This is a genomic window from Shewanella sp. DW31, assembly GCF_015767295.1.
In the GTDB taxonomy this organism is placed as follows: Bacteria; Pseudomonadota; Gammaproteobacteria; order Enterobacterales; family Shewanellaceae; genus Shewanella; species Shewanella oncorhynchi.
This window is the reverse complement of the sequence record NZ_JADWMP020000008.1, coordinates 155266-177820: the sequence shown is the minus strand read 5'-3', so window position 1 is coordinate 177820 and position 22555 is coordinate 155266. Positions and strand designations below refer to the sequence as shown.

The window sequence follows — 22555 nt, the reverse complement described above, 5'->3', positions numbered from 1 at the left end:
CTATTTCTCCAGACTCATAGTGGCAAGTTCTAAAGCTTCGCCAATAGGCCCTAATACCGCCGCAGGTAAGAAAGACAGGAAGTTAATAATTAAAATCACAGCAATAAGGGTGAAACAAAAGGTGGGACTCTCGAGCTTCAAGCTCGCGTTGCTGTCGGGACTCACTCTTTTACTCGACATCATCCCCGCAATCGCCAGCGGTAAAAACAGCGGCAGGTATCGACCGAGCAGTAAGGCGATAACGCAACTGATATTCCACCAAGGCGTGTTATCACCTAAGCCTTCAAAACCCGAACCGTTATTAGCAAAAGCGGAGGTATATTCGTAAAAGACTTGCGAAATCCCATGAAAGCCGGGGTTACTGTTGCCCGTAATACTCGGGATAGCCACAGTGATCGCCGTCAAACCTAAGACGCACAAGGTAGGTAAAACTAATAGACTTCCCAAAAGGGTGATTTCACGGGTTTCGAGCTTACGACCAAATATCTCTGGCGTACGGCCAATCATCAATCCCGATAAGAACACAGCAATCCACACATAAACGATAAAGTTAACAAAACCGCAGCCAATACCGCCCCATATCGCATTAAGTAACATGCCTGATCGCGTCATCAATCCCCCGATTGGATTGAATGAATCGTGCATGGCATTGACCGAACCGTTAGAGGTTTGTGTGGTAAAAGAAGCCCATAGCGCCGAAAGCTCAGGTCCAAAGCGAACTTCTTTACCCTCCATATTAGGCCCTTGGGCGCTTAATCCCGCAAAGGCGGCGTTGGGTTGCAACTCGCTGTACACAGTTGCCCCAAGAAAACTGACGCTCAATAGACCCATAGCCACCAAAGCCATCAAGGTAAATTTTTTGCGTCTTAGCATTCCGCCCGCCATAAAGACGACGGCCATAGGGATCAGCACTAAGGCAATGGTCTCGATTGCATTACTGACTGGCGTTGGGTTTTCTAGCGGGTTACTGCTGTTGGGGCCATACCAGCCCCCGCCATTAGTACCTAACTGCTTAATGGCCACCATAGATGCTACGGGGCCGATCGGAACGACCTGCTCAGTGATAGGTGATGCAGAATCTAAGGTGTTCACTTTTTGCGCACCATCAAAACTACTCGGTACGCCTTGCCAAGTCAGTAACAGCGCAACAATAGCCGCTAATGGCAGCATAAGTCTGAGTACACCGCGCACTAGGTCAACATAATAGTTACCCAGATTTCGAGTCTCGCCCTCTTTGGCGCTGTCATTATTCAACCCGCCTAACATTCCCCGCAAAATCGCCACACAAACCGCCAGCGCCATGGCTGGAGTGACAAATTGCAGCGTGACAATGACAAATCCTTGGGATAGATAACTGAGCTGAGCCTGCCCGGAATAGTGCTGTTGATTGGTATTGGTGAGGAATGACACCGCAGTGTGCAACGCCAGATCCCAAGATAATGGTCCTATACCATCAGGATTAAGCGGTAACACATGTTGGAATTTAAGGATAAGAAACGCCAAAATGCCAAGTACCAAGTTGCTGATAAGAAACGCCGCACCATAAGATTTCCATGTCATCCCCGAATGGGCATTTACGCCTATAGCCCGATAAATCCACTTTTCAATGGGATTAAATAAACGATCTGAAAAATGGGACTGACCAGAGAAAACTCCTGTCATATAGGATCCCAACAGCCATGCGAGCCCAAGCGCAGTAGTAAAAATAAGGGTAATTTCAAACATAACGACTCCTAAAACTTATTAGGGGCAAACATTGCCACTGCTAAGTAGATGAAAAGTGCTATGGAAAGTATTAGAAATATCCAGTCCATATAATTTGTCCTTAAGAAAGTGAGTAACAGGACAAATATATGAATTAACCGCGTAAAGTCTCTAGAGTTCAAATGACTAATCCCGTAAAGAATACGTAAAAGTCATCATAATCAGTGGTAAATAAGGCCACAATAAACCATGGCATTAGCTATAAAAGTAAAATAAAAATGCCAGCTAGAAATACTAACTGGCATTAACACATGACCAAGCGATGATATTGTAGATTAATTAAGCTCTATATTTTTCATTTTATTATAGCTATCTGTCTTAATCTCTTTAAGTACACCTTTATTGTCATCAATAAATAATGCTTTTATATCATTCTGATTAGCGACGACTAATCCTTCTTGACTTCCTAAACATAATAGCGCTGTAGACCAAGCATCTGCTCTAGCCGGATCCGTTGCCAATACAGTTACAGATACTGTGTTATGGGTTACGGGTTTACCGGTTCGCGCATCAATAATATGTGAATAGCGCTGTCCTAAATGATCAAAATAATGACGATATGTACCCGATGTCATGATCGCTTGAGGGAAATTAATAAGCAGAACCTTTTGCATTATTCGCTGTTCTGGCAGCGGTTTTTCAATCGCGATTTTCCAAGCAGAACCGTTGAGCTTACTGCCGTGTACGACCATTTCACCGCCAATCTCTACCAAATAATTATCGATATTGTATCGCTTTAGCACATCTGCAACTTTGCCTACGCTATATCCCTGTCCAATCGAAGATAAATCAAGATGTACCTCTGGCAAATCTTTAGTTAACATTTGATTATCAATACTTAAATGATGTAAGCCAACATAGGTTAATGTCTGTTGAAGTGCACTTTCTGTAGGAATAGTTAATTGATTATGGGTAAATCCCCACAAATCGAATAATGGTTTAATGGTCAAATCATAACAACCCTCCGTTTTTGAAGTGACCTCCTTGGCTATCCCTATGAGCCCTAAAATATCATCCCCGACCGCCATAGCGGAGTGCATACTGTTAAAACGAGAAATCACCGAATCTGAACGGTAAGTAGACATATGAAGATCTATTTCTGCCAATTGCCGCTCAATCTCGCGATTTATCTCTGTACTATTTAACTTGTCTTTACTCCAAAATGTCACATGCCAACTCGTTCCCTGCGCAAGGCCTTCTAACTTGGTATAAACTGGCGATTTCTGACACCCTACTAGCGTAATGAGTAATATACATCTCAATAACCATTTCATTTAATGACCCTCCCAGTCAATTCGACAAATCAACCATAAAATACACTTAAAATTAAAATCGCCAGAATGCCCGTGAGAAAATAATGAGTACAGGAAATATTTCTAATCGCCCAAAAAGCATAGCGACACACATCAGCCATTTAGCCGCATCTTTTAACGTGCCAAATCCAGATGCAGTGTCACCATAACCAATCCCCATATTATTAATGCACGCGGCGACAGTTCCAAAGGCGGTGGCAAAATCATGTCCAATGGCGACCAATCCCCATACAAAAACGCAAGTAAAAAATATGTACAGGAAAAATAATCCCCATACTGAGCGAATGACTCTGTCTGAAACGACTTGGCCACTAATCTTTGTCGTTAAAATGGCATTAGGATGAACCAATTGATGAATTTCTCGGATCCCTTGACGGTACAAAAGTAAAAATCTGACAGCTTTAATACCGCCACAAGTAGAACCAAAGCATCCACCAAAAAAGCTCGCGCCTAATAATAAAAGCACAATATGACTGGGCCAATTAGGATAACCTGCAGAGCCTAATCCATTGTCCGTCATAACTGAAACCGTTTGAAAAAATCCATGTACCAATGAATCTTTAATATCAAAAGTTTGAGTACGATTCAGCTCTAAACAAGCGATCCCAACAACGATAGATAATATGAGAATAAAAAATCGAACCTCCGCATTATACCAAATAGGCTTGAAGCTTCGCCGAACTAACACTATGTAGTATAAGGCGAAATTTATTGCTGCAAGTATTGAAAACACACCACCCACAAGCTCAATTGCAGCACTGTTATAATATCCTAAGCTGTCACTATGTGTGGAAAATCCACCCAATGAAACGGTAGATAGACTATGACATATGGCATTAAACCAATTCATTCCTGCAAGTTTATAAGCAACTGCACAGCCTAAGGCAAGTACGCTATAAAGCCCCCATAAATTTCGAGCCGTATCCGCAAGGCGAGGCGTCATCTTTTCCTCTTTCATGGGACCTGGCATCTCAGATTGATATAATTTTGCGCCACCAATACCAAGAAATGGCATAATTGCAACAGCCAAAACAATTATCCCTAACCCACCGAGAAAATTAAGCTGTGCTCGATAAAATAAAATCGATTTGGGTAGTTCATCAATATCTGAAAAAATCGAGGCTCCAGTCGTCGTAATGCCAGACACACCTTCAAACATGGCATCGGTTAAACTCAAGTCCAATCGTCTATCAAGAAGAAAAGGTAATGCACTCATTAAGGAAAATATCAGCCAAAATAAACAAGCGACCATAAAGCCATCACGTTTTTGCAGATTTTTATTTTCCTCACTTGTCATCTTCCAACCGACCACACCAATAAAAAGGGAAAGGAGGAATGTGATTAAAAATGGAGTGATATATCCATCTTTATAAAATAATGCAACAGCGATAGGCATCAACATGGTGAAGCTATATATGACAATCAAAAAGCTACATAAATGAATTATGGTATGAAATCGAGAGCTAGACTTTTGTATTCCACTGACTGCAATCATTCCAACTCACCTTTAGATATTTATCATGAAAGACTTAATGAATAATTTATTAGGTATCATAAAATACGAGCGCTCATGTCCTGTTCTAAAATCATGTGCAATCGATAACAGAGTTAGGTTACGAAATAGATCGTCCCCTAATACTCTTTGTCGTCTAAGGTGGATTGCAAGTTGACTTATCGTCACGACAATGGCTATGACAATAAAAGCGATTAGATTGATAAAAACAGCCACATCTATCATTGGGAGGGAATAATAAGGAGCGTTAAATAAAAAATGAACACGAATAGCTTCAAAAAATGCAGCCATATACGCATATTGAAAACAACATTGAAGTGTAATCATAACGACAACGAGTTGGAGTACAATAATAATGCTTTAGATGACACCCTCCAAGAGGGTAAATACAAGCAAATAGCGAGTAAGCACTCAGAAATAAAGCTCAACCTAACAGAGAGTTTAAAAACACTTAGTTTGTCCATCAAAATGTAAGTCGTTATGCCATACAGATTTTCACTTTAACAGACGAAAACAATTCTGACGCGTAAAAAAAACGTAAAAAAATACGAAAATTAACTTTAGATAGACGAAATTAATAACATTATACGTTTGAAATCCCCAATCAATTTAACTGGGGATGGCTAGTATCAATATGCTTAAATGGCTAAGGCTTGCTCAAGATCGGCAATCAAATCTTGAGGATCTTCCACACCAATGCTCAATCTAATCAGGTTGTCATTCACCCCTGAAGCTAGCCGACTCGCAGCATCCATAGCAGCATGGGTGGTACTTGCTGGGTGACAGGCAAGGCTCTCTAAGTCACCTAAACTGACCGCTTGAGTAAACAAGTTCAAATGATCTAAAAACTGCGCCGCTCGATTAAAGCCCCCTTCGAGCTCAATACTCACCATACCGCCAAAGGCGTTGATTGTTTCACTCAGAACTTGGTGACCTTGATCCTCTGCGAGCCCAGGGTAATAGACTTTTGTAACGCTCGGATGGGTTGCAAGAAAAGCGGCGACCTTAGCCGCGCCCGCAAGATGGGCATCCATTCTAAGTGCTAAGGTACGTAAGCCTCGCTGTAATAAATAGGCTTCCTGTGGCCCAATCGCGGCGCCGATATGTTTAAGCGCTATAGTGCGAATAGGTTGCATTAATGCCTTAGGTCCAGCGACAACACCTGCAATTAAATCGCCATGGCCACTTAAATACTTAGTGGCACTGTGCATCACAATATCAATGCCATGTTCCAGCGGTTTGAATAAATACGGGGTTAAAAACGTATTATCACAAATGGTTATAGCGCCCACTTTTTCGGCGGCAAGCTTAACCTTACGGTAGTCACTGACTTTTAAGGTCGGATTGGTGATGGGCTCAAATAAAATCATTTTTGTTTCGGCGGTAATCTCTGCCAATAAATGATCATCATCTTGATAACGGCGCACAGTAATACCCGCGCGGGTTAACGTTTGGATTAAAAATGCCGCAGTGCCACCGTATACGGGGTCGATAAATGCGATTTCATCACCTTGACTCGCTAAGGCATAGAAAATACTGCTGATTGCCGCCATCCCACTCGCAACAACGAGTGCTTCATCAGCCCCTTCCAGTTGTGCTAATTGATATTCAAGCGCCTGCACTGTTGGATTCGCCATGCGACTGTAGATAAAGCCCGGTTGCTCACCTGCAAAACGGGCTCGACCATCCTCGGCACTACCGTAGGCGAAGGTGCTACTTTGATAGATAGGAGTTGTAAGCGCGCCCGTCGAGTTATCAGCGGCATAATGGGTGTGAAGTAATTTAGTTTTAAATTGCATAATAGATCCTAATAACCATTAAATGGCATGAGCGAATGAGGCGTAATGCGCTTGAGCAACGTCGGGATGAGAGCGTAAACGCCCTTTTAATACGTTCTGGCCCACTTGGTGGAAAAGTGGATTTAATGGATCGCTTGCCGGTCCTTGAGCTTGGTTCGCCAGATGCTTTGGCAAAGGTAACAAAGGGACTGTCGCATTCAACTGCGCCGCCATAAAAAAGGCGCACGAGTAGCGCTCGACCCCAGCAGGCGGGCTTGTCACCCTATGGTTGGTTGCCTTTAAATACCCATTAGAAGCCAACTCAAGTAATTCACCTATATTCACCACAAAGGCGTCTTCTAATGGCGGTATGCTTAACCAACCGTTGTCAGTCTGAACCTCTAAACCGGATTGCTTATCTTGCAGCACTAAGGTCAAATAGCCAGGATCTTTGTGTGCCCCTACGCCTTGGCCTGAAGTCTGTCCATCCGCGCTGGGATAGCGAATAAGCTTCATATGCTGATAAGGACCCGCTTCAATCGTGGCATCAAAGGCGCTTTCTGGCTGCTCCAACGCAACAGCTAAAGCCCTCAATAGTGTGACACTGGTATCGGCTAAATCCTGTTGCCATGCCAATAAAGTCGATTTCATCTGTGGTAATTGTGACGGCCATTGATTAGGCCCCTGTAGCAGCCACCATATAGGCACATCAGACTGCTGAGGGTTAGCCACTTCTTCTTGCATGATATCAAACTGTTCCCGCAAGTCCGGTTTCCCTAAGGTCAATTCACCTTGCAAACGGGTATAACCGCGAAAATGCGGTGTATTAGCCATTTTCACCGCAAGTTTATCTACGACGGGCAGCGCAAAGAAATCTGCTGCTAACTTAAGTACTTGCTGCTGTCTAGCAAGCTCAATGCCGTGGCCGGTGAGATAGAAAAACCCTATTCTTCTGGCTGCATCGGCAAGCTTAGTAATAAAAGCGTTACGACGTTGTCCACCGGCATGCCAATCACTTAAATTCAATATCGGTAATTGTTCCATCAATGACTCCCATTTAATGCATTGTCTGAGCCGGATTCTATGCCTTTATGGGTCGATGGATAATGAATTAATAACTATTTGATATATTAAACGGTAATAATAGATCATTTGGATATATAGACATCTAGGCTTCTATACTGCTAGATTTGAATTTCAAAGGTTAAAACAGCGCTAATTATTAGGCCAACTCAAACCGCACCACTCAGATAAACATCATAAGCCATACTGCTTAATGATATTTATCTAGTTACTTTTCAATATATTAGTAAAATTAAGATATAAAAATAAAAGCGAGTCCACTTTTGCGGCACTCGCTTTTTAAGGTTTCGAAGTTTTAACGTTTCTAAGTCATGTCAGTTATAAACCTAGATACTTCTACAAATGACATTATTGATCATGCCAAATCAGCACTTGGGCTGGCTCACCATTACTACGGGTGGCGCGGTACATACCTTCGGTATTAAATGGCGTAGCAATATTGCCACGCTGATCGACTGCAATCACACCACCTGAACCGCCAGCAGTGATAAGACGTTGATTAATAACTTCATCTGCTGCCTGAATGATAGATTTTTGCTGATATTTCACCTTGGCACAAATATCCCCCGCGACGAGGTAACGGATAAAGAATTCACCATGACCCGTTGCCGATACGGCACAAACACCGTTTTCAGCATAAGTGCCAGCACCGATGACAGGAGAGTCACCAATACGACCAAAGCGTTTTGCCGTCATACCACCGGTCGATGTACCTGCAGCTAAGTTACCCTTTTTATCTAAGGCGACAGCACCAACGGTACCAAATTTGTAATCGAGGTCCTTCATCTCAACATTAGCAACTTGTTCAGATTTAGCCGCAGCTTGCAGTTTTTGCCGTGCATCGAGTAATTGCTGATAACGCTCGTCAGTATCAAAATGACGGTTTGGCACTAAAGTAAAACCTTGAGTCAGTGCAAATTCTTCCGCTCCTGCGCCCGAGAGCATCACGTGCTCAGATTTATTCATCACGGCCAAGGCTAAGTCAATTGGATTGGCAATATGACGCACTCCAGCAACAGCACCGGCATTCATGGTTTTGCCATCCATAATGGAGGCATCTAATTCATGTCCGCCGTCATAGGTGTAAACCGCGCCTATACCTGCATTAAACAGAGCGCTATTTTCAAGGATATTAATTGCGGTTTGTACTGCCACTAAGCTGTCACCGCCCTCCTCTAAGACTTTTGAGCCTTTATCGACCGCTTCCTTTAACTTATCTTTGTAGGCTTGGCGTTGTTCAGGGGTGAGATTAGCTTTAGAAATCGTCCCCGCACCGCCATGGATCGCAATGGCGAACGGTTTATCATTGGCAAAGGTGTTATGTGACATAAAAAGTAGGCCCGAAATAATTAAACTAAAGGTGGCTAATTTTGTTTTCATTCTTTACATCCCCTTAAAAAGTAGCGTCCTTTGTAACCATTTCATCGTGTAATTTCAATCATCTCCTTGCCTGTTGGTTTTATTCTGGCGACAATGATGCCAAATCACAGGGACTATAAAGTGCAGCCATTTTTGCAAATCACCTCACATTACATTCGTCTTTGCTTGTTTCTGAGTCTGATTTCAGTCACATCAGTCGCGGCAGCAGATGATTTTATCAAATTATCTGTTACAGGCGTGAATGAAGCGCTTCGAAGCAACATAGTTGCTCACTTAGGCGCTTTACCTGAATCTGAGGTGCAGCGCCGTGCCTTTTTGTTTAATGTCGATGACAATATCAGCACCGCCTTAGAATCCATGGGCTACTATCACGGTGAAGTAGAAGAAAAGCTGATTGAGCATGACAAGGGACCGTGGGAATTAAAACTTGAAATCAGCCCCGGCGAGCCAACCATTGTTCAGTGGGTCGATATTAATTTTAGTGGTGAAATGCTTGATGACCGAGCCTTCGATCAATGGCTCGCAAAGGTCAACATTAAACCCGGCGATGTGTTAAATCACGGTGTTTACAGCGACGTAAAATCGCAACTGGTCACCTTAGCCTTGGCACGAGGTTACTTCGATGGCGAATTTACTGAATCACAAATTAAAGTTAACCGCGATATTAATACCGCACAGGTAAGTTTGCATTTTGATTCAGGCAAACGTTACCGATTTGGCCAAGTCAGTTTCGATGGCCATAACTTAGAACCCGATATATTAGAGGATCTTATCCCCTTTAAAGAAGGTGCTTCATACTCAACTCGCCGTGTAAGCGCCTTGAATCGTCAGTTATTAGATACTGGTTATTTCGCCAATATCAAAGTGATCCCGCAAATCGATAACGTCGAAGATAACCATATTCCAATGCGAGTCGAATTAACACCTAAGGCAAGTCACGCAATTGAACTCGGTTTTGGTGGTGATATTGGCAAAACAGATCAAGCCTTTGATCCGAGGGTGCGCGTGACTTGGCGTACACCACAAATCAATAAATACGGGCATTCCCAAGAAACCAGTCTCGAATGGTCGCCCGATAGACCAAAGTTATTAACCACTTATACGATTCCGCTCACGCATCCCTTAGACGATCAATTGAAGATCCGCCTCGGTTTGCTGCGGGACAAATACGGTGTGACTCAGGTATATGATGCCGAGAATCGTGATTTTAGTAACACAGGCCAGCTCGAGTCGACTAAGTACCTTCTGGGACTATTACGTCAGCAAAGACTAGAAAATCAATGGCTAATGAGTTATTCGTTGGAGGCCATACGCGAAGAATATACTCAGTCTGACGTCGATTATATGCCGTCGTTTTATCTGGCAGGAATTAACTTTTCTCGGACTAGCCGGGGTGATAACTCACTGGATCCTAAATCCGGGTTTAGACAAATTTACAGCCTAGACTATGCCGATCCCTATTTAGGATCAGAAACCCGCCTAGCCCGCTTGCAAGCTAAATTTAAATGGATTGATACCTTCTTCGATAACCACAGAATCGTCGCTCGTATTGATTTAGCTGCCAACTTAGCTAACGAGAATGATCTTGCCTCTATCCCACCATCACTACGCTATTTTGCCGGTGGCGATCAGAGTGTCCGAGGTTATGGTTATCAAGAACTCGGCCCCTATTTAGACTATGTTGCTGACGATGGAAAAACCAATCGCGAGGTTATCGGTGGCCGCTATTTAATGGTTGGTAGTTTGGAATATCAATATTATGTAACCCCCACTTGGCGGGTCGGCACATTTATCGATGCGGGTAACGCCTTCGATAATAATCAATTTGAACCTGTCGTCTCTGTCGGTGGCGGTATCCATTGGATCTCCCCGATTGGTCCAATCAAATTAGATTTAGGGGTCGGATTGAAAGAAACTGAGACCATTGAAAGATCATGGCGAATTCACCTAACCATGGGGACAGATCTATGAGCCAGCCCCCAGAGCATAATAAGCCAAGCGAACAAGATATCGTTGATAATCCCATCACTGAAGTCAATGAAGCCGAGGCCACTGAAACCATAGTGACCTCTGTCACCCCATCGGTGTCATTCATTCAAAGACTATGGCGGCAGTTCAAACTCTGGACTCGAATTATTATCTATGTGCCATTAGGGCTTTTAGTGTTAATCGCCCTATTACTCGGCACTGAATTTGGCTCGCGCATTACCGTGGGTTTAGCCGATCAATTTGTACCCGATCTTGAACTGACTTATACCTCTGGTTCCATTAACAAAGACTTAGCCCTATCTCACGCGGCTTGGTCTATGGCCGGAATGAACGTTCAACTTGAGGATCTGCATTTACTGTGGCAACCCGCCTGTTTTCTACAAAAACGCTTATGCATTAATAGCTTATCTGCGGCTAAAGTCGATGTCACTATTGATACCCTAGCGCTTTCTGCAGACTCAAACGAAGCGCCAGTCGCGCCACTTGATGAAGAACCCAGCGAGCTTCTATTACCCTTTGATATTGTTTTAGATTCTGCTGAACTCAATGGTGTTAATATCCAAGTGGATGATATGCAATTTACCGCTAATCGCCTTAACGCAGAAGCACAATGGTTTACCGAAGGTTTGTCGGTTAAACAGCTATCCAGCGAAGGATTATTCATACTGATCCCTGCATCAACCGATGTAGCAACGCAAGCCAGCACGGCAGCGGTAACGAATGCAGCAGATCCCAGCACTGCTACGAATACAACACCGACACCATCGGCCAGTCCGTCGCTAACAAAAGAGGCTGAGGCTGAATGGGCTTTAGCACAATTGCCACAAGTATTTATGCCTTTCCCTGTGACAGTCAATGCCCTAACGTTAGACAACACCACACTGCAAATCGGCGATCGTAAAGATGTTTTTGGCCATGCAGAACTACAAGGCAGTTTCCGTGAATACCAATTGACCTTAGACCATCTTGCCATCAGCCACACCGATGGCAGCGTCGATATCACTGGCAGCCTAACACTTGATAAAGATTATCCACTCGATTTAGAGGCAAATCTCACCCTTAACCAACTAGTCGAATTGCCAGATCTCACTCATCAAGTATTAACGTTAAAGCTGAGCCAAAGTTTAGGGCAACTTCAGGTGAATGCCGTCGCCAAGGGCGATACCGACTTTACGCTAGATGGCCAAATAACACTGCAAGACCCTAACCTGCCCTACAAGGTGAAACTTGAACAGACACGGCTTCAGTGGCCACTGAAGAACCCTGAATACTCGGTAAGCAATGCCACACTCGATAGCCAAGGCGACCTTAATCGGCAAGAGGCGAGTCTTACTGGCCAACTGATCACACCCTTTCACAAAGTGCTCGACATAGACACTGACATCCAACATCAAGATGCTAAGTTAACCATCAATAATCTTGATGTAATGGGCGCGATTGGTAAGGTCAAGCTCACGGGCGAACTCGATTATCAAAAAGCCATTAGCTGGAACGCCAATCTCTGGATCAATGACGTCAAATTACAAGAAATACAGCTGCCACAAACGGATACAGCGCAAAGTACAACGGGTTTACCGGACAGTTTGATTTCAGGAAAATTACGCACTAAAGGCTCATTTGCAGACCCCCGTTGGCAAGTATCCCTGAGCGATACTGAGCTCACTGGCACTTTGCAAGGTTATCCCTTCGACATTACAGGGGATATCAGTGTGAATGACTCCCTGTATGTCAGTGCTAAAGGGCTGAACGCCAAAGTACTAGGTTCAACTCTGGCACTCAAAGGCGAAGCCAATGCCAACTGGGATCTCCAAGGTGAATTACAAGTGCCCGACTTTGGCCTGTGGTTACCTAAGGCCAGCGGCCAACTACAGGCGCAGATCAATGTCACTGGTGACGAGAAACACCCCCAGGTCGAGCTTACAGCGCAGCTGGCAGAACTTTACTATCAAAACATTAAACTGCAGGAATCTAATTTAAAGGCCTATTACAAGCCGCTAGATCAACATGAATTTGCTATTTCGCTAAAATCAAAAACCTTACAGATTGCAGAACAAAATTTAGATACAGTGACACTCGGGGCGAAAGGTACCATTAACGCTCAAAAACTCACTCTCAACGCCACGGGCGATCTTGGGCTCGATGCAACGATGAGCAGCCAATACGATGTGAAGAAGTCACGACTACAGCTCGATGTTGATCGTTTAAATCTCAACACGCCCGTAGGCCTATGGCAGCTCGATAACACCATTAATCTGGCTTGGGACCAAATCAAGAATCAAGGCAGCATTACGCCCTTTTGCCTCATGAATCCCAATAGCCGTATCTGCCTAAACAGTAATACACCAATAGGTAAAAAAGGCAGCGCACAGGTGAGCTACTCAGGTAATCCAGGGCAATTACTTGTCCCAATATTACCAACGAATATGAGTTGGAACGGCCCTGCATCGCTATTAGCCAATGTTGCATGGGCTGCTGGCCGTAAGCCTACTGCAGATGTGAACTTTGATTTTGCTCCCGGCAGCATTATGCTCAAACGGGATAAAAATCGTGAAGTCACCATTAATTACCAAAACCTGTCATTAAAAGCGACCTTAGATGCAAAACGGCTGGCAACTGTTTTAGATTTTGAATCAGAAGGCGTGGCCAGTTGGCAGAGTGAGATTAACGTCAATGTCACACCTGATCGCACCCTGTCAGGTTATGCCAACATCAAGCAAATCAACTTGCAGCCACTTGGAGAGTTTTTCCCTCAATTAAATACAGTGCAAGGTTTACTGACGAGTCAACTTAACTTTGCGGGTAGTCTAGATGCGCCCGAAGTATCGGGGAGCATGGCCTTAACTGAGGGCGCCTTAGCCCTAACAGCAAACCCAACATTAATCGACAAAATTGACATGTCGATGTCATTTGCGGGTCAACAAGCGCAGCTTAAGGGACGCTGGATGATGGGCAATGGTTTAGGCAGAGTGAATGGTCAACTGCAATGGCCCCAAGGTCAATTTAGTGGCGAGTTAGCCCTCGAAGGCGATAAGCTCGCCGTGATCCAACCGCCACTGGCTATTCTCGATGTCTCCCCCGAGATCAACTTAACCTTCAACAGTAAGCAACTGGCAGTAAAAGGAAAAATAGCAGTACCTTCTGGCAACATTAAAATTGTGCCATTAGCGGAAGGCGGTGTCGCAGCCTCCGAAGACGTGGTATTTGACGACTCCATTGCCGCCACTCAGCCTAAAACTAGCCCCTACGCCATCGTTGCAGATCTGAATATCAGTGTGGGGAACGAACTCAGAATTGATGGTATGGGCCTCAAAGGTAAACTCCAAGGGACCTTAAAGCTACAGCAGCAAGCTTTCCGTCCTCCTTTGCTCTTCGGTAATATCAAAGTCAATCAAGGTAGCTACAAGTTTATGGGCCAAACCCTAAAAATCCGTACTGGTGAAGTGCAATTTGTGGGGCCAACGTCATTACCAAACCTGAATATTGAAGCGATACGGGAAATTAAGACTGAAGACTTAGTGGCAGGTGTACGCGTCACAGGCACGCCATCACGCCCAGTGGTGACCTTATTCTCCAATCCAGCCAAAGAGCAAGCCGAAATCTTGTCTTACATTATCAAAGGCAGTGGCTTTAACAGCGCCAACAATGAGCAAAATAACTCGCTGATGATGGGCGCGGCACTCGGTTTAGGCTCACAGGTGGGCGGCGGCGCAATTAACAACCTAGGGAATACTGCGACAGGACTCATTGAAGAATTTGGTTTCTCTAACGTGCAACTCGACACTAATGATGAAGGGCGTGTGGCGATCAGTGGCTTTATCGGCGATAACTTAATGGTGAAATACGGAGTAGGTGTATTTAACCCTGGTTACGAAATGACAGTCAGGTATTACTTGCTCTCACAACTCTATCTAGAAACCGTGTCAGGCACTTTAGGCCAATCACTTGATATCTATTACAACTTCAATATCAAGTAACCATATGAATACCAAGATATTGATACTAAAAAATTAGCATCCAATCACTCTAGCCAAACAATCTCAAAATACGCGTTACAGTATGTTGAGGTTGTTTGGGTAAAGCCTAAGTGTCTACCCATAAATACAAACAACTAAAAATCAGCCACAAAAAAAGCGCCCTTAGGCGCTTTTTGCTTCAGTTACGACAATTAAGCGTAAACGAAGTCAACATGTTCAATGATTGGCTTGAACACGTGGCGTTGCATAGCTTGTGCACGAACACCAACTTCTTTGCCATCAACAACGATAGTCAGAGTAGAAGTGTAGAAGTCAGCATTAGCTTGAATGTTAATGATATCTTTGTGATCAAAAACAATAGAAACTGGCTCTTTGCCTTGGCCATAAATAACAGCAGGTACTTTACCAGCATGGCGTAGGCGGCGGCTCGAACCTTTCCCTATTTCAGTGCGGGTTTGTGCTTGGATAGTGTAAGACATGTGTTTCTCACTTAAATTTAGAGTAAAAAGTTGCCGGCATTTTCGACCAATGACGGCTCATATAAAGCGCGCGAATACTAACATAGATACCCAAGGCACACAAGAATACCGCAAGCCCTCTATTTATCGGCGTCAGCGTTAGCAAAACAGACCGCTATTTATCAAATTGAGGAACTTGTATCTTGGCTGTTACGGCAGAGAAAAGGCTTTGATCTCAAACAAAAAACACGAGATCTAGATCACACTGGGAAATTGAGAAGCCTGTTAAGCTCGGGCAAATTTCGATAACTGCTGTGTCAAAAAATGCGTCATGCGCTATACCAGTTACAACAAGAAAATAGACTTTCATGCCAACTGGCCCGTGAACTCGTCTCTCTTATCGAAACCGTTCCTTATCAGCAAAATACCCTCGAATTAAAATTCTTAGAATTGCTTGCCTGCACCCAACAAAAAAACCGCAGCTTGATCTTACTTATGCAAATTATTGAGTCCGTCGATATTGAGTCGCAGAGGCAAAGACAATATCAATTTTCACAACGTCTCAGCCTATTGATCTGTGATTGGCAACAACATAGAGAAATGAACAAACTCAATCAACAATTTATCCCGCTGCTCAGACATTACTTGATCGAATCGCAAGCTTTGGAACAAGATTTTTATCAGCAGATCCAACAACAGATCATTGCTACCAGTGCCTTACCGGACCACAATCGACGTGCACAAAACCAGAATTAGGATAATAACCCACACCACCGAGTTTCAGGGATAAAGCCGCTTCTCTGAGGGTTTTTAGTTTAACGCTAGGGATCGCTATGTCCATCGCCATGCCGCGCATGTGATAACTCTTCTTAGCAACTCCGCCACTGTGGCTCACGAGCATGGCATTGGTTTTTGGTGAACGGTAACCTGAAATCACATGGATTTCATCGTTGGTATTCAAGGTTGTTTTGAGCGAGTGGAGTAAATCAAATAAGCGCTTATCCATAGGTGCTGCCACATTCTGACGATGATCCCGCAGCAAATGATTAAAATTGTCTAACACCTTGCTCTGATAATGACCATCTACCCAGTAACTACCATCATCGCGCTCGCCAGTATGACGATTAAACAAACTTAACTCGCGGATCCCTTTGGTTGAACGGCTGGCAACTGCTTTTGAGGGAATAAAGGAACATAATGCCACACCACTAAGGCCTAACAATAACTGCCTACGGGCAGGACATATTAAAGTCACATGATCACCTTTTGTATGCTTTTTGGTCACTAGTAAGGCAAATTATACTGAATAAGCCCTAAGATCAAGTTTTGCCAACCCCATTCTGAGTAGGATTTCAAAATGCCAAGCGAGTTCAGATGCTTATCTTGCTCAACTTTACAGCACAAAAACGTTAATGTTGTTCCAAAACCGTGGCAGGCACAGCATTCGTCAGCTCAGGTTCCAAATCATAAATGTCGCGACGGTATTGATCCTGCCCACTATCGTCTAACCATGCAGTCCAGTAAACCAGATGCACTGGCAACTTTTCGGAAAGTGAAAACCACTGAGGTTCAGTAATACCAGGGGCTAACTTGTCCCATAAACGTTTGTCTTTTACTAAATGCTCTTTAAACCACTGGGCTAATTCAGTGGCTTTTTCAATACGAATACACCCAGATGATAGTGCCCTATCGTCCTTTTTAAAGAGACTTGGCTCAGAAGTTCCATGTAAATAGACACTGAAACTGTTATCAAAGTGAAACTTATATTTACCTAATGCATTCTTCGCCCCAGGGCGTTGTACAAGCTGATAGGGAAACGAAGCGCTGGCTAAGGCCTGCCATTCCTCTGGCATGCGTTGCACCCGTTGACCGTTATAATCGTATACATCAAATTGACGTTCATTAAGATAATGACCATTTCGCTGAATTTGCGGCAGAATGTCCCGCCGTAAAATGCTGCTAGGCACTCGCCAACTAGGGTTAAGCACCACGCTAGAAATCTGACTGTCCAAAATCGGTGTTTGCCGAGAAGATTTACCCACAATGACCTTGGAACTTAACACTGGCGTACCATTATCGACCAACGTCATCTCAAAAGCGGGCACATTAATCAGCAAATAACTCGGCTCTAATTTACGTTCAAACACTCTTTGTCGAATAGTGTTTTTAGCTAATAGTACCGCCCTCGCCCTTGGCGATTGGTTCACCCAAAATAAGGTCTGCTTACCTATCACCCCGTCCTGTTTTAGCCCATGCTTTTGCTGAAAGCGCTTAATGCCAATCATAAGTTCTTCGGTATAAACTTGATTCACTCTAGGCTCAGTGGCTAAGTCTCCCAATATCCACACACGCTTTGCTATGGTATCAACGATCTGATGACTCATTCCTAAGGTTAGCTTTTCATCTAGCACTAAAGTTTCCCATGGTTCAATTGTGTCCAATTGCACTAAATGGGCGATTTGCTTAAGCACCTTTTGATATTGGGGATCCTCTGGAATAACGGATGAAACCGTCTCTGGGGAGACAGCGTTGTTACATTCTGCGGATGTCATCACATAATGCCAGTAACCAGTAACATCAGCTTGGATTTGTACTAAATCAGCAGTAGATAAGGTATTAGGAGAAAGTGTTAAGTCACGATAATGCTGGCCAAATACTGGATTAACGCCTGCGAGATCCAATAGCAACACCTGTGGCACTAAGGCCGCAAGCGGCAGCACAGCAGTAAGATCTTCAGCTTTACCCTCAAGATTTGGCTGCGCAGCAATACTCGAATTTGATGTTAAGGATTGAGCGCCATCAGCTGCACCTACCTTTGGCACTAAAATTATTGGAATACAGAAAAAAAAGCTGAGTAATAGTTGCGCGAGATTACGCCTCGTCGGCATCGGGTTAATCTGCAATGCTTTCAAGTTCGCGATGTGGAACTCCTGCTCTATCAATTTGAGTTCTCTCACGTTTAGCGTTACACGCATGGATGGGGGCAAATAGCGAATGATCTTTTTCAATATCATAAATACTCCCTTAGCTATTTTTAAGGTCACCTGAGAGCCAGCGGGTATATCAATCAACAACACTATGATATGACTATTCCATGGAGATCAATTAATTACTAGGGGTTAACTCCAGATAATGAAAAGAAAAATGCCACTGAGGTCGTCAGTGGCATTGATATCAAACAAACTCGCATAAATATGCTGATCAAGTATTCGTTAGCAAAAAGACACCAGATCTTCTTCGACAAATTGCTCTGGTAATTTCTGTAGGCTACGTAACATCAAAGGATTTGCCAACACCATCGCCATTTCTTGACGATTGAGTAAAGCTAATGCGCTCTGTTGACAACGAGCTTCATGCACCTTCACATGCACTATGGCTTCCATCGCTTCAATTGGTGTACCCGCAGCACGCAAAGGCTGTTTATCCACCATGGCTAAATGCAATTCCATCAACGCAGGGTCTTTAAGTACCTGTGCTAACGTCCAAGGCTCAGCAATGTGTCTTTGGTAAGCGGCGCGCGCCTCTTGCGCTTGCAGACAAATTTGCGCAGGGTTACGTTCTTCTGGTGTTGCAAGAATACCGGCACGCTTGAACACTTCGCCAATTTTGACTGAACCTGTCCATGCCGAAATTGGCACAGCAATCCACAGACCGATCAACGCCGGACTCATCCAAGCTAACAAAGTCAAAGAATCCAAAATAGCCGCATAACCTAACATCACACCTGCCAGCATATGCCAACGGTGACGATAAATTAACGTCATCCAAGGCATACTGCCGTCATCACGACGTTGCGGCGACCAACCACTGTCACGCCCCATCAGAATCGACATCACAGCACCACAATGGATAAACATCATGATAGGTGCAATCAGCGCTGAAAGTATGACCTCAAAGATCACACTGAATATCGCTTTAATTCGACCACCAACACTGCGAGCAAACTCACCGTCTTTAAGCAGCAACAAGACACCAAATACTTTAGGGCCAAACAAAACCCCCATAGTAATGTAGAACAATCTTAATGCCCTATCCGAGTCCATGATGGGCCAAGTCGGGAACAGTGAAAATTGATCGGTGAAATATTCAGGTCGAATAAAGTGTGCCTGCAAAGCCAACATCAAACCGGTCAAAATCAACATCAACCAGAAAGGAGATGACAAATAAGCCATGATACCCGTCAGTAAATGTAAACGGCTTACCCAGTGCAAACCTTTAGTCGGCAAAATACGCGAATGCTGCAAGTTACCTTGGCACCAGCGGCGATCACGCACGGCTAAGTCGATAATCGACGGTGGACATTCTTCGTATGAACCCGGTAAGTCATAGGCAATGACCACACTCCAACCCGCACGGCGGATCAGCGCAGCTTCAACAAAGTCATGGCTCATGATGTGACCACCAAAAGGTGGCTTACCCTTAAGGTTGGGTAATCCAGCCGCGGTCATAAAGGCTTCGGTGCGGATAATGGCGTTGTGGCCCCAGAAGTTTCCTTCTTTTTGTACCCACCAGCCTAACCCAGTACCAATTACGGGACCATAAATACGCGCCGCAAATTGCTGTAAACGGGCCATTAAAGTGGTGCCATTGATCAACGACGGAATCGTTTGGATCAAACCCGCATCAGGATCGGCCTGCATGCGCTGAGCTAAGCCAGTGATGGTTGAAGACTCCATCAAACTGTCGGCATCAAGCACTAACAAGTGATCATAGCGTGACCCCCAACGACGGCAAAAATCGGCTACGTTACCCGCTTTACGGGCGACGTTTTTACGACGGCGACGGTAATACACCCGCGAATGCTTATGGGTTTCTTGACGTAACACCAGAAATGCCTGCTCTTCGAGCAAAGCAATATCGGGATCGGTAGTATCACTTAAGATAAACCAATCAAAAGCATGACCATGACCCGTTTGCGACAAAGTTTCAGCCATTACTGAAACCGCCGAGAATACCCTATCAGGAGATTCGTTATAGGTCGGCATCAAAATCGCGGTTCGCGTATGCAGTTCAGTCACTTGCAAATCTTTTGCCCGCGGTTTTCGCAGTAAAATTAAAAAACCTGCAATACCGCTACAAAACGCCAAAGCAATCCAGCAGAAGTTAACCGCAAACAGCACTAGCACTAAATATTCCAGAGGAGTAATTCCGCCAATGCTAAATACCGCCCCCATTTCATAGATAGCAAACAAAGATAATAATAAAGCCCCACCCACCACAAACACACGACGGTAGGTACGCGAGCGTACCCCATCAGCCACAGTGCTACGGCGAGGGAATCCCTCTGGCATCTTACTTAAATTTTGGGGTTCCATAGCGCCAGGCCGTTCATTTGGCATAGCACTACCACCCACGAGGACTTCCGTCTCGAGTACCGAGTTATCGGATACAGTCATATCATGTTGCTCCGTCATGAACCTTAAAGCGTCCAGCGATAGAGCCAGGTTTCAACCTGACGAGGAGTTGGGAACTTAAGTTCAGCGCGCAGTTCGATAAGATCTTTATCTTCTGGCTCTAATTCAAAAGCTAAGCGATAGCCATTTTTAGCGGCATTACGGGCAATCACCACATTCGTGACCACACCACCAGAAGCTTCAACTTTAGCGACTGGCATTTCATCTGTCATCGGACCTTCAACTTGATAGTCGACCACAAATAAACGTCTTGGAGTCGCCTTAGCAATATCGGCACGACCACTGGCAGAGCGAGAAATATGTACGGCACCGACTTTCGCAGCAGGTTCTTCACCCCAACTCATGCGATAGGCAAAATGAAATTCACCGCCAGCAGGAATAGGCTGACGTGGTTTCCAATAACTAACAATGTTGTCATGAATTTCAGACTCTGTCGGAATTTCAGTCAACACCACTGAACCTTGCCCCCAATTACCCACAGGCTCAATCCATAGGCTTGGGCGACGTTCGTAATGGGCTTCTAAATCTTGATATGACGCATAGTCACGCTCACGTTGGATCAGACCAAATCCCTGAGGCGAGTTGTCAGAAAACGCACTGACTTGTAACTGACGTGGATTAGCTAATGGGCGCCATAAATGCTCACCACGACCATTTAACATCAATAAACCATCAGAATCATGTACTTCAGGTCTAAAATCATCGGTGTCGTGACGACCATTGAGTGAATGTAAGAACATGCTAGTGCTTGGTGCTAAACCGACTTTGCTCAGCTCAACACGAGGAAACAGTGTCGCTTCAACGTCAATCAAGGTGTTATCACCGGGACGGACAGAGAAAGTATAGGCACCTGCTACGCTTGGGCTATCTAACAAGGCATGCACAACAATCAAGTTGCTGTCATTGTGTGGACGCTCAACCCAGAAAGCGCGAAATATCGGGAATTCTTCCCCTTCAGCGTCAGCCGTTTTTAACGCCAAACCACGGGAAGATAAGCCATAGGCGTTACCTTTACCTAAAGCGCGGAAATAACTCGCACCTTGGAATACCATAAGCTCGTCAAATACACCGTTCGTATTCAGTTGGTTATGAATACGGAATCCTGAGTAACCAATGTCGTCATTCGGCAGCGCTTGAGTAATCACTTCACCCGCGGTGAAATATTTAGGCTCATAGGCTAAATGCGTTGCATTCTGACCTTCTACAATCGCAATCTCGATCAGATCTTGAAAATAGAAACCACGGTGGAACATTTGCATTTGAAATGGCACGCCCTGATCACGCCAAATAGACGCAGTCGGGTTAAAACGAATATCTCTATATTCATCGTATGACAGTTTAGCAAGGCCAGCTGGCAAAGGATCTTTGAGGGTCACATAAGGTTTCGCTGCCAAACGTTTTGCAATCTTCACGACAGTTTCGCTATCAAAAGCGCCTGTCTTAGTGAATCTGATTTGATTTTTTGTACTGGGCTGAGAAATCACTTTCGGTGGAGTAACCACAGGAACTGCCTCGGCGGGTTTTGTCTCTTCAGCGTACGCGACACCAGACAGGGCGACTACAGCGCCTAGCGTCAGTGAACATATGAGTGACGAATAAGGTTTGGACGATGGGCAACGCAACAAGCTAACCATAGATAGGTAACCTAAAAAATAAACTAAGAAATCAATGTTTTTTATGTATACAGTGAATTTTTTTCACTCTGATTTAGGGATGAAAAAAAACAGTTGCTTACATATCGCGAAAGATATCAGAAGGAGAAAAAAACTCATAAATAAAGATGCAGTTAACCCCTTCTACACAATACTATTTGAGAATAAGCTTATACCAAAAATGAATATTAAAATAACATTATCATGCTTATTTCTGTTTTCAAAGTTACAAAAACA

The 22555-nt window shown here is 44.2% G+C and carries 14 protein-coding genes; 3 read left to right on the top strand and 11 right to left on the bottom strand.

Annotated elements, in window-relative coordinates; all coding sequences use genetic code 11:
- The 6 genes from kdpA to GWI56_RS09370 all read right to left on the bottom strand — a co-directional run bounded on the left by kdpA (position 1) and on the right by GWI56_RS09370 (position 8831).
- Positions 1 to 1725 carry a potassium-transporting ATPase subunit KdpA gene (gene kdpA / locus GWI56_RS09405; protein WP_198572746.1) on the bottom strand — a complete coding sequence of 575 codons (1725 nt, stop codon included), beginning with the start codon at positions 1723 to 1725 and terminating at the stop codon, positions 1 to 3.
- A 314-nt stretch (positions 1726 to 2039) separates the two neighbouring features.
- On the bottom strand, positions 2040 to 3038 hold the full coding sequence (locus tag GWI56_RS09395) for an FAD:protein FMN transferase (RefSeq protein WP_198572745.1): 999 nt from the start codon (positions 3036 to 3038) through the stop codon (positions 2040 to 2042).
- A 52-nt stretch (positions 3039 to 3090) separates the two neighbouring features.
- Positions 3091 to 4572 carry a TrkH family potassium uptake protein gene (locus GWI56_RS09390; protein WP_049821715.1) on the bottom strand — a complete coding sequence of 494 codons (1482 nt, stop codon included), beginning with the start codon at positions 4570 to 4572 and terminating at the stop codon, positions 3091 to 3093.
- A 656-nt stretch (positions 4573 to 5228) separates the two neighbouring features.
- Complete coding sequence (locus GWI56_RS09380) at positions 5229 to 6389, bottom strand: PLP-dependent aspartate aminotransferase family protein (protein WP_198572743.1); 1161 nt, start codon at positions 6387 to 6389, stop codon at positions 5229 to 5231.
- An 18-nt stretch (positions 6390 to 6407) separates the two neighbouring features.
- Positions 6408 to 7412 (bottom strand): isopenicillin N synthase family oxygenase, encoded by a 1005-nt coding sequence (locus GWI56_RS09375; RefSeq protein WP_198572742.1) that lies wholly within the window; start codon positions 7410 to 7412, stop codon positions 6408 to 6410.
- Between the two features lie 387 nt (positions 7413 to 7799).
- The gene (locus tag GWI56_RS09370) at positions 7800 to 8831 is read right to left on the bottom strand and encodes an isoaspartyl peptidase/L-asparaginase (RefSeq protein ID WP_028760160.1); all 1032 of its coding nucleotides are present in this window, start codon (positions 8829 to 8831) and stop codon (positions 7800 to 7802) included.
- 120 nt (positions 8832 to 8951) lie between these two features.
- On the opposite strand from GWI56_RS09370, the gene GWI56_RS09365 reads away from it, so the two are divergent.
- Complete coding sequence (locus tag GWI56_RS09365; RefSeq protein ID WP_028760161.1) at positions 8952 to 10802, top strand: autotransporter assembly complex family protein; 1851 nt, start codon at positions 8952 to 8954, stop codon at positions 10800 to 10802.
- Complete coding sequence (locus tag GWI56_RS09360; RefSeq protein WP_198572741.1) at positions 10799 to 14794, top strand: translocation/assembly module TamB domain-containing protein; 3996 nt, start codon at positions 10799 to 10801, stop codon at positions 14792 to 14794. The genes GWI56_RS09365 and GWI56_RS09360 overlap by 4 nt, the downstream gene beginning before the upstream one ends.
- Positions 14795 to 14985: 191 nt before the next feature.
- Here the strand turns inward: GWI56_RS09360 and rplY are convergent, their stop codons facing one another.
- A complete protein-coding gene (rplY, locus tag GWI56_RS09355; RefSeq protein WP_028760163.1) occupies positions 14986 to 15273 on the bottom strand; it encodes a 50S ribosomal protein L25 in 288 nt (95 codons plus the stop codon).
- Positions 15274 to 15576: 303 nt separating this feature from the next.
- On the opposite strand from rplY, the gene GWI56_RS09350 reads away from it, so the two are divergent.
- A complete protein-coding gene (locus GWI56_RS09350; protein WP_028760164.1) occupies positions 15577 to 16008 on the top strand; it encodes a hypothetical protein in 432 nt (143 codons plus the stop codon).
- Here GWI56_RS09350 and GWI56_RS09345 read toward each other — a convergent pair.
- From GWI56_RS09345 to GWI56_RS09330, 4 genes are all read right to left on the bottom strand, one after another.
- On the bottom strand, positions 15959 to 16507 hold the full coding sequence (locus GWI56_RS09345) for a DUF882 domain-containing protein (protein ID WP_028760165.1): 549 nt from the start codon (positions 16505 to 16507) through the stop codon (positions 15959 to 15961). The two genes, GWI56_RS09350 and GWI56_RS09345, sit on opposite strands and share 50 nt — an antisense overlap.
- 154 nt (positions 16508 to 16661) lie before the next feature.
- On the bottom strand, positions 16662 to 18266 hold the full coding sequence (locus GWI56_RS09340; protein WP_242068382.1) for a L,D-transpeptidase family protein: 1605 nt from the start codon (positions 18264 to 18266) through the stop codon (positions 16662 to 16664).
- Between the two features lie 198 nt (positions 18267 to 18464).
- Positions 18465 to 20648, bottom strand: coding sequence for a glucans biosynthesis glucosyltransferase MdoH (mdoH, locus tag GWI56_RS09335; RefSeq protein WP_105252289.1), 2184 nt, complete (start codon positions 20646 to 20648; stop codon positions 18465 to 18467).
- A gap of 23 nt (positions 20649 to 20671) precedes the next feature.
- Positions 20672 to 22300 (bottom strand): glucan biosynthesis protein G, encoded by a 1629-nt coding sequence (locus GWI56_RS09330; protein ID WP_049821716.1) that lies wholly within the window; start codon positions 22298 to 22300, stop codon positions 20672 to 20674.
- Positions 22301 to 22555: the final 255 nt, after the last annotated feature.